Genomic DNA, 9,123 nt, shown 5'->3' with positions numbered 1-9,123 from the left:
TAGTAGCTCTTGGACCGTCCCGTGGCAGCCGCCAGCCGTGACAGTCGTTCGTCGATCTCCACCGGAAGACGAAGAGATCGGGGTACCTCACTCACCGTCACGGAACACCTCCATCACTACATGTAGTCATATGAGGATACGCCCCGACTGCCTCCGCCCGCAGCGGTCATCTCGGAGTAGACCTCATCGTCTCCGAGTCTCTCGCCCACGAAGCCAGGCGACTACGCAATGCCTGCCCCGCAGCGCGATCCCGCTACGGGTCGCACAGGCTGTCCGCCTCGCCACTCGAGACAGTGACCCGGTGGGCTGGTGCACTAACTGGTTCGGCACCCAGGGTCTGACACGGAGGGCTCCGGACTGACAGAGCGGGGTGCAACTGAGTTCTACGGGACGCCTGACGGCGGCATAATCACCGTGCCGCCACGGATCCCCCACGACGCCCAAGTCATCCAGAGCGACCTCAGCCGCAGTGGTCACTAAACCGATACAACTGAGGTCAGGCACCGCGCCGAAGAGACGGCCTCATCATGGCGTCGACGTCATCGGGTTGCACGCGTAATAGTCGGGGGCCGGCCCGATATGCCACGAGGTGGCCCTGAGCGATCCACCTTCGGAGCGTTCGGACACTCACGTGGGTGCGCGCTGCCGCCTCTGCTAGTGACTCATACGTCCGTTGGGCCATCGGTTGCTCCTTGGATATTTCTTCCCTCTACTTAAGTAAGCAAAAAAACCCCCTCCGGGTGGACAGTCGCCGTCCAACTATTTTTCTTCGCCGGACGGGAGGGCTCGGGCGCCTGAGGCGGGCGGTCGCGCGAGGGCGTCGAGGGCGCTCCTGCAAAGGGCCGACACTCAGATTCGATCTGACACGTATGTGACACGGTCAAGGTCGATTAGGTTGGAGTTCTTGCAACGTCGCAGGTCACGGACCTGATGAGGCGGTGGACGTGAAGGGACTCGAACCCCTGGCCTCTCGCGTGTGAAGCGAACGCTCTAACCAACTGAGCTACACGTCCGGATGCGATGCAATCGCGGCACTGAGGATAGCCGGACGGCCCGGCGTTCGGGTAATCGGCCGGTCTCAGCGCGCGGGCACTCCGGGCAGCAGCTCGAGGACGGACTCGACCTGGTCGGGAAGCCACTGCGGCGCTCCTTGCCAAGCGACGTATCCCCAGAACACCGCCAGAACCAGGGCCAAGGTGACGAGCCCGACCAGAGCCTTCACCCACCACTGCTGCCGCATGATCCAGGTGTTCCATTCGTGCAGCCGCGCTTTGCCCCAGCGCAACAGCCGCTGCGCCCACTCGAACTCGGAGGCCCAGACCGAGACCCCGACGAACACGATGAGCCACCCCGGACCGGGGGCGGGAACAGCGATAAGCCCTCCTACGACGAGGACCAGACCAAGGATCGCAACCGCGCCGCGGTAGAGGCGCGCGGTGGTCGGGTTGGCGCGCAGCCGTCTGCGCCAGGCCCAGTCGTCGTCCTCGGCGTCCAGCACGACGTTGTCGTCGGTGTCCTCCGGCCGAACTGACGAAGGAACCGCGGAACGCGACGTTTTGTCATTCACGGGTCCATCCCTACCCCCGCCCGGGCAGCAAACACCGTGGCGGCCCGCGCGGTCAGCGGGCCCGGTTCGAGCAAGCGGTCGTCTACAGCGTGCACCGCAAGAACGTCCTTGGTCGAGCTCGTAAGGAACACCTCGTCGGCCGTATCGAGTATGCCGAGTGGCATGACCCTCTCCTCGATCGGCAACCCGTCCTCTCGGCACCACTGCAAGACGAGCTCGCGCGTGATGCCCCGCAGCAGGCCCGAGCCAGCGGGCGGCGTCAAGACGGTGCCTTCGACGACGACGAACACGTTGGATCCCGTGCACTCGCAGAGCTCACCGCGGGTGTTCCCCAGCACTGCCTCGACCGCGCCACGTTCCTTCGCGTAGGCGAGGGCGACGACGTTGTCGGCGTACGACGTGGTCTTCAGGCCGGCCGTGGCGGCGCGTTCGTTGCGAGTCCATGGCGCGACGACCACCTTGGCGGAGGCCGGTGGCGGTGCTTCGTCGACGGCCGTCACGATGTAGGTGAGCGGGTCGACGCCGTCGCGAGGAACCGAACGGTCGGAACCAAGTGGACCGCGTCCGGCGGTCACGGTGTAGCGAAGCCGGCCGAACCTTATTGGGTCGCCGGCGCTGAGGACGGCATCGACCCCCTCCTCGATCAGCCTGTGGTCGGCCGGCGGGAGTCCGAGTCCGACCAGCGAGCGGTCCAGGCGACGCGCGTGCCGCGACAACGCGAAGGCTCGACCGTCGACGATCTTGGCCGCCTCGAACGCGCCGTCTCCGACGGTGATCCCGTGGTCCAGAACCGACACCGACGCTGCCTGTTCGTCACACAGGCGTCCATCGACCCAGACCCGCACCGTCATATCCCCGCCTTCCCTTCGTCACCGTCCCCAACGTCGCGAGCCACCAGCCGGTTCCGTGGCGTCCGCCAAGGGGGTCAGTCGCCGAAGGACAACCTCGAGGCGGCGTTGGTCGGAGAGCACCCCGCGGCCAGCGACGCGTCGTACCCTCGGGCTGCGGGTCTGCAGGACGGTACACCGTCGCAGGTCCGAGTCGCGTCGTCATTCGGGAGACACGCATGGTGGACCAACGAGCTGGTATGCGTGTGGGGTGGCCGTTGTCCATGCGGACGTGAGGACTAGCGAGCTGGATGTGCCTGCAAGAGCAGCGCCGGCGACGGCGTTAGCGGCTTGACCACCTCCGCGCTTGTCCGGTCCAGTTCCAGCCTTGGGTGTCCGGGGTCGACGTGCGGCACCTTCAGTAACGACGCATCCGTTGACGTCCGCGACAGCGCAGATCTTCCCGCCCGGTGTACTCCCGCGTCGCGGCCCCCTTCCCTTGCGCTACCGCTGAGATGCATGATGCAGCTGCGATTTGTCGTATTCGTGTAGGCGCCGATCGGGAGGTTGTCGATGAGTGTTCTTCGCGTCAAGAGCGTCGAGCAGTCAATGGCCGACACCGACGAACCCGCGCATCGGCTGAAAAAGGAGCTCAGCGCCTGGGACCTGACGGTGTTCGGCATCGGTGTCATCATCGGGACCGGCATCTTCGTCCTCACCGGCCAGCAGGCCCACGTCAACGCGGGTGCGGCCATCGCGATCTCGTTCGTACTTGCGGGAGTCACCTGCGCGCTCGCCGCCCTGTGTTACGCCGAGTTCGCCTCTACGGTCCCGGTTGCAGGCAGCGCCTACACGTTCTCCTACGCCACCCTGGGGGAGCTTGTCGCATGGATCATCGGGTGGGACCTCGTTCTGGAGCTGGCACTGGGTGCCGCCGTCGTCGCCCGGGGCTGGTCAGGGTACCTACACAGCCTGTTCAACCTGCCCGACTGGCTGGCCGGCGATGCCGCCCGGCCGGACATCGCCGCCATCGTGATCGTGCTGGCACTGACGGCGGTCGCGGTCTTCGGGACGAAGCTGTCCGGCAGGGTCACTGGAGTGCTTGTCGTGATCAAGGTCGCGGTGGTCCTGTTCGTGGTCGTCGCCGGGCTGTTCTTCGTCAAGGTCGCCAACTACCAGCCGTTCATCCCGCCGAGCGTGCCGAGTCCCTCCGGCTCCGCCGGCGTCGACGAGCCCCTGGTCCAGGTGCTGTTCGGCATGTCGCCGTCGCACTTCGGCGGCTTCGGCATTGTCGCGGCCGCCTCCGTTGTCTTCTTCGCCTACATCGGCTTCGACATCGTTGCGACCGCTGCCGAGGAGACCCGCAACCCCAAGCGGGACATCCCGCGTGGCATCATCGGCTCCCTCGTCATCTGCACGGTGCTCTACGTGGCGGTGTCCATCGTCATCACCGGCATGCTGAAGTACAGCGACGACCGGATGAACACCAGCGCCCCACTCGCGGAGGCGTTCAAGGCGAACGGGGCGACCTGGGCCAGCTCGATCATCTCGGTCGGTGCCGTGTGTGGACTGACGACGGTGGTCCTCGTCCTCATGCTCGGCCAGGCACGGGTGCTGTTCGCGATGTCCAGGGACGGTCTGCTGCCAACGAAGCTGGCCGCCGTGCACCCCAGGTTCGGGACGCCGTACGTCATCACGATCGGCACCGGCGTCTTCGTCGCCGTGCTCGCCGGCATCGTGCCCCTGGCCGAGCTGTCCAAGCTGGTCAGCATCGGGACCCTCTTCGCGTTCGTCCTCGTCTCCGCCGGGGTCATCATCTTGCGAAAGACCCGGCCTGACCTGAATCGATCCTTCCGCGTTCCGGGAGTGCCGTGGGTCCCGATCCTGTCGATCCTGGCCTGCGTGTGGCTGATGCTCAACCTCTCGGTGGCCACTTGGCTGCGCTTCATCGTATGGCTGGTCATCGGCTTCGTCATCTACTTCACCTACAGCGCCTCGCACAGCCGACTGCGGACCGGCAAGGGCAACCTCGAGGTGCCGGCCGCCGACAGACGAGTCCCGGAACCGACCGGCGACGACTGACACCGTCCTCGCGGCCCCACCATCGCGGTTGACGACAGCACCGTCACCCGCCCCCCGGGTCAGGGACGCAGTCCGCGCCCGATGAGGATGCCGACCACGACGCCCACCGCTGCGGCGACGAGCTGGGGTGCGTAGGAGCGCAGGATCACGGGAAGGACGGTCGCCCCAAGGTCGAGCGCGTCGTCAGCGCCGCGAGGTGTGGAGACCTGCATGGGAGGGGTGGCTCGCGCGGGGGCAGCGACCCGCCCGTTGGCGGGGGTCGACGCAACCGTGCTCGCCTCCACGACCTCGTCCGTCTCCGCGGGCACAGCTGCCGGGGCCGCCGCTGAGTCCTGCGGGGCAGGCTCGTCGAAACGCTGCTCGAGACACGCTACGAACTGACCGAGCAGCTTGTCCGACACGTCCTGCATCACCCCCCGCCCGAACTGGGCGGGTTTACCAGTGACGCTGAGGTCTGTCTGCACGTCGACCGACGTGCCCGAGTCGACCGTCTCGGTGAGCGCAATCGTGACCGTCGCTCCGGCGGTGCCGTTGCCACGTTTGTCCTTGCCCTTCGCCTCCAGAACCGCACGGTGGGCACCGTCGTCCCGCTCGACGAAGGTGCCCGAACCGGCATACAGGAGGGCGATCGGGCCGAGCTTGACCTTGACCGTCCCCGTGAACGAGTCGCCGTCGACCGACGTCACGGTCGCGCCGGGGAAGCAGGAGGCCACCCCGGCGAGATCCATGAACGTCTCCCACGTGGTGTCCACCGGCGCTGGAACGGTGAACAGGTGGTGCAGCTCCACCGGCTCAGGCTCCCGCAGCTGCCAGCACGGCGCGCCGGGTCAGAACCGTCGCGAGGTGCCGTCGGTAGTCACTGTCCCCGTTGAGGTCGGACGGGGGGTTGGTTCCGTCGGCCGCCGACTGCGCCGCCGCTCGAACCGCGTCCTCAGTAGCCGGCTGGCCTACCAACGCCTCTTCCACCGACGTGGCCCGCAAGGGCGTGGAACCCATGTTGGTCAACCCGATCCGAGCTTCGGCGATCGCGCTGCCCTCGACCCTGACCGTGGCGGCGACGGCGACGATCGACCATTGGTGCTTGACGCGGACGAACTTCTCGTAGTGCGCCCCCCAGCCTGTGTGCTTCGGGATCCGGACCTGGGTGAGCAGCTCGCCCTCTCCGACCGCTGTCTCGAACAGGTCGACGAAGAAGTCGTCGGCCGAGACGGTGCGGGTCGCGCCGTCCGCGCCGACGATGACGAACTCGGCGCCCAGCGCCAGCGCCGCCGCGCCGACGTCGCCGGCCGGGTCGGCATGGACCAACGCCCCACCGACCGTGCCGCGGTGTCTGATCTGCGGGTCCGCTACCTCAGCCACCGTCTTGCTCAGCAGCAGCGCGTGCTCGCGGACGAGGTCGCTCTCGACAACGGCCGTGTGGGTGGCCATGGAACCAATGACGACGAACTCCCCGTCCTCGGAGATCTCCCTCAGACCCGGTATGCGCCTGAGGTCGACAACCATCTCGGGCGCGTTGAGACGCATCCGGAGCACCGGAAGCAGGCTCTGACCACCGGCCATCACCTTGGCGTCGTCACCGGCCTCGGCGAGTGCGGCGAGCGCCTCCTCGATGGTCTCGGGCGCGAGGTAGTCGAACTGTGTGGGAATCACTGTGCTCCACCTTCCGTGCTATCTCCGGCCGATGCGCCGGGGTCATCCTGGTTCGGCAGGTCCTCTCCGAAGTGCGGCTGCGACGACGGCTGCGTGGGTGCCGCCTGGCGCGCTCCTGCGGACTGGATCGCCTTCCATACCCGTTCGGGCGTGCACGGCATGAGGATGTCGTTGATCCCCATCGGACGCAGCGCATCTACGATCGCGTTGACGACGGCCGGAGTCGACGCAATGGTGCCGGCCTCGCCGACGCCCTTGGTGCCCAACGTGTTCGTCGTCGACGGAGACGTCGTGTGGTCGGACACGAAGCTGATCGTGTCGGCCGCAGTCGGCAGGGTGTAGTCGACGAACGACCCCGTCACCAGGGTGCCGTTGTCGTCGAACTCCGCGCCCTCCCAAAGCGCCTGCGCGATGCCCTGGACCAGCCCGCCGTGGATTTGCCCCTCGACGATGAGCGGGTTGACGATGACCCCGACGTCGTCGACGCACACATACGAGCGCATCCGAGACTCACCGGTCTCGGTGTCGACCTCCATCGCGCACAGGTGCGTGCCGTGCGGGAACGAGAAGTCGACCGGGTCGTAGGTCGAGCTGGCGTCGATGCTGGGCTCCATCCCGTCGGGCAGGTTGTGGGCGGTGAAGGTCGCCATTGCGATCTCGGCGATCCCGACCCCCTTGTCGGTTCCCTTGACCTCGAACCGGCCCTTCGTGAACTCCAGGTCGTCAGCGCTGGCCTCGAGCAGGTGGGCGGCGATCGGCTTGGCGTTCTCGATCACCTTGTCCGCAGCCCGGACCACAGCCTCACCGCCGACAACAAGGGACCGGGACCCGTAGGAGTCCATGCCCTTCGGAGCGATCTGGGTGTCGCCGTGCAACACCTCGACGTCCTCGAAGGGCACCCCGAGACGGTCGGCGACGATCTGGCTCCACGACGTCACGTGGCCTTGCCCGTGTGGGGACGTCCCGGTGATGACCTCGACCTTGCCGGTGGCAAGCATCCGGATCGACGCTGACTCCCAGCCACCCGCGCCGTAGTTCAGCTGGCCCAGCAGCCGCGACGGTGCCAGCCCGCACATCTCGGTGAAGGTCGAGACGCCGATGCCGAGCTGCACCGGGTCCTTGCTCTCCCGCCGCTGCTTCTGCTCGGCACGCAGCCCGTCATAGTCGAACAGGCCCTTGGCCTTGTCGGTAGCCGCCTCGTAGTTGCCGGAGTCGTAGGTCATCCCGGCCACCGTCGTGAACGGGAACTCGTCATGCGTGATCCAGTTCTTCTCACGGATCTCCAGCGGGTCCACGCCGACCTCGGCGGCCAGCTCGTCCATGATCCGCTCGATCGCGAACGTGGCCTCGGGACGACCGGCCCCGCGGTAGGCGTCCACCCAAGGCATGTTGGTGAGCACCGTCTGGCAGTTGAACTGGTAAGCGGGGAACTTGTAGATCGAGTTGTACATCCAGGCTCCGAGGACAGGGACTCCCCCGCCCATGAGGGCGACGTATGCGCCCATGTTGGCGAGCAGCTCGACCTTGAGGCCGGTGACCGTCCCGTCCTTCTCGGCCGTAAGCGTGAGCTTCTGCCATTGGTCGCGGCCGTGGTGGCCGGACAGCAGCGACTCGGACCGGGTCTCGGTGTACTTCACCGGCTTGCCCAGTCGCCGAGCGAGGGCGATGGTGACGAACTCCTCGGGTGTCGTCTGCAGCTTGCCGCCGAAGCCGCCGCCCACGTCCGGTGCGATGACCCGGACCTTGGACTCGGGGATCCCCGTCGTGGCAGCGATGAGGAACCGCAGGATGTGCGGGATCTGGGTGGATGACCAGACGACCATCTGGTCGCCGGTCGGGTCCACAACGACCGAGCGCGGCTCCATGAAGGCAGGAATCAGCCGCTGCTGGCGGTACTCCCGCTCGATGACGATTCCGCCGCTTCGTGCCTTCGCGATGGCCTCGTCGACGTTGCCGCCCGAGCCTTGCTCGGCCGAGTCGAGCTTCCAGAAGGCGCTCTTGTTGGTGCCGAGGTCGGGGTGCGCGATGACCTTGTCCTCGGCTGCCTCCTTGAGGTCGAGGACAGCCGGCAGCTCGTCATAGTCGACGTCGACCAGCTCGGCGGCGTCGCGCGCCGCCGCGGCGGAGCGGGCGACCACGACCGCGACAATTTCGCCAGCGCAGGCGACCCGGCTGATGGCGACCGGGAGGTGCGTCGGCGTCTTCTGGTCGGGGGTGATCGGCCAGGCGTTGGCGATGACACCCTGCACGTCCTTGACGTCCTCGCCGGTGACGACGGTGATGACCCCCGTCGCCTCTTTCGCGGCGTTGGTGTCGATCTTCGTGATGGTCGCGTGCGCGAAGGGGCTGCGCACCATCGCGGCGTGCAGCATCCCCGGCAGGATGATGTTGTCGGTCCACTTCGTGCGCCCGGTGATGAGCCGCTGGTCCTCCTTGCGGGTCCGGCGTCTTCCGACCTCGGTGGGCTCGGCGTCGGGGGCCTCGGAGGGACGCTCTTCGGTGATGGTCACTTCGCACCTCCGGCTGCCTGCTGTACGGCCTTGACGATGTTGTGGTAGCCCGTGCACCGGCAGAGGTTGCCCTCCAGCCCGTTGCGGATCTCCTGCTCGGAGGGATGGGGGTTGTTGTTGAGGAGGTCGATCGACTGCATGATCATGCCGGGCGTGCAGTAGCCGCACTGGAGGGCGTGGCACTCGTGGAAGGCCTGCTGCATCGGGTGCAGCTCACCGTTCTGGGCGAGGCCTTCGATCGTGGTGACCTCGCCGCCGTCGACCTGGACCGCGAGGACGTTGCAGGATTTCACGCTGACGCCGTCGAGGTGGACGGTGCAGGCGCCGCAGTTGCTGGTGTCGCAGCCCACGACCGTTCCAGTCTTTCCGACCTGTTCTCGCAGGTAGTGGACCAGGAGAGTGCGGGGCTCCACCTCGTCGGTGTAGTTCGTGCCGTCGACCTTGACGGTGATGCGGGTCATCGATGACTCCTCGGGATGGGTCGGTG

General features: G+C 67.0%; 9 protein-coding genes and 1 tRNA gene. 1 reads left to right on the top strand and 9 read right to left on the bottom strand.

Going from position 1 to position 9,123, the window contains the following annotated elements:
• From ABI385_RS18475 to ABI385_RS06355, 5 genes are all read right to left on the bottom strand, one after another.
• Positions 1-95, bottom strand: a 95-nt coding sequence (locus tag ABI385_RS18475) for a ribbon-helix-helix protein, CopG family (protein ID WP_407068235.1), incomplete at its 3' end; no start/stop codon positions are given.
• Between the two features lie 401 nt (positions 96-496).
• Positions 497-682, bottom strand: a complete 186-nt coding sequence (locus ABI385_RS06370) for a helix-turn-helix domain-containing protein (RefSeq protein WP_348102907.1) — start codon at positions 680-682, stop codon at positions 497-499.
• Positions 683-939: 257 nt separating this feature from the next.
• A tRNA-Val gene (locus ABI385_RS06365) sits at positions 940-1,013 on the bottom strand.
• 65 nt (positions 1,014-1,078) lie between these two features.
• Positions 1,079-1,567 (bottom strand): TIGR02611 family protein, encoded by a 489-nt coding sequence (locus tag ABI385_RS06360; RefSeq protein ID WP_348102906.1) that lies wholly within the window; start codon positions 1,565-1,567, stop codon positions 1,079-1,081.
• On the bottom strand, positions 1,564-2,364 hold the full coding sequence (locus ABI385_RS06355; protein ID WP_348102905.1) for an aminotransferase class IV: 801 nt from the start codon (positions 2,362-2,364) through the stop codon (positions 1,564-1,566). The genes ABI385_RS06360 and ABI385_RS06355 overlap by 4 nt, the downstream gene beginning before the upstream one ends.
• Positions 2,365-2,967: 603 nt before the next feature.
• On the opposite strand from ABI385_RS06355, the gene ABI385_RS06350 reads away from it, so the two are divergent.
• Positions 2,968-4,476, top strand: a complete 1,509-nt coding sequence (locus ABI385_RS06350; protein WP_348102904.1) for an amino acid permease — start codon at positions 2,968-2,970, stop codon at positions 4,474-4,476.
• Between the two features lie 59 nt (positions 4,477-4,535).
• On the opposite strand, the gene ABI385_RS06345 is transcribed toward ABI385_RS06350, so the two are convergent.
• From ABI385_RS06345 to ABI385_RS06330, 4 genes are read right to left on the bottom strand one after another with little or no spacing between them, the layout of a single operon-like run.
• The gene (locus ABI385_RS06345) at positions 4,536-5,264 is read right to left on the bottom strand and encodes an SRPBCC family protein (protein WP_348102903.1); all 729 of its coding nucleotides are present in this window, start codon (positions 5,262-5,264) and stop codon (positions 4,536-4,538) included.
• Between the two features lie 4 nt (positions 5,265-5,268).
• The gene (locus tag ABI385_RS06340; RefSeq protein ID WP_348102902.1) at positions 5,269-6,126 is read right to left on the bottom strand and encodes a xanthine dehydrogenase family protein subunit M; all 858 of its coding nucleotides are present in this window, start codon (positions 6,124-6,126) and stop codon (positions 5,269-5,271) included.
• Positions 6,123-8,636, bottom strand: a complete 2,514-nt coding sequence (locus tag ABI385_RS06335; RefSeq protein ID WP_348102901.1) for a xanthine dehydrogenase family protein molybdopterin-binding subunit — start codon at positions 8,634-8,636, stop codon at positions 6,123-6,125. The genes ABI385_RS06340 and ABI385_RS06335 overlap by 4 nt, the downstream gene beginning before the upstream one ends.
• A complete protein-coding gene (locus ABI385_RS06330; RefSeq protein ID WP_348102900.1) occupies positions 8,633-9,097 on the bottom strand; it encodes a (2Fe-2S)-binding protein in 465 nt (154 codons plus the stop codon). Before ABI385_RS06330 ends, ABI385_RS06335 begins: the two co-directional genes overlap by 4 nt.
• Positions 9,098-9,123: the final 26 nt, after the last annotated feature.

This window comes from Lapillicoccus sp., from assembly GCF_039935575.1.
GTDB lineage: Bacteria > Actinomycetota > Actinomycetes > Actinomycetales > Dermatophilaceae > Lapillicoccus.
This window is presented reverse-complemented; position numbering and strand designations above follow the sequence as displayed.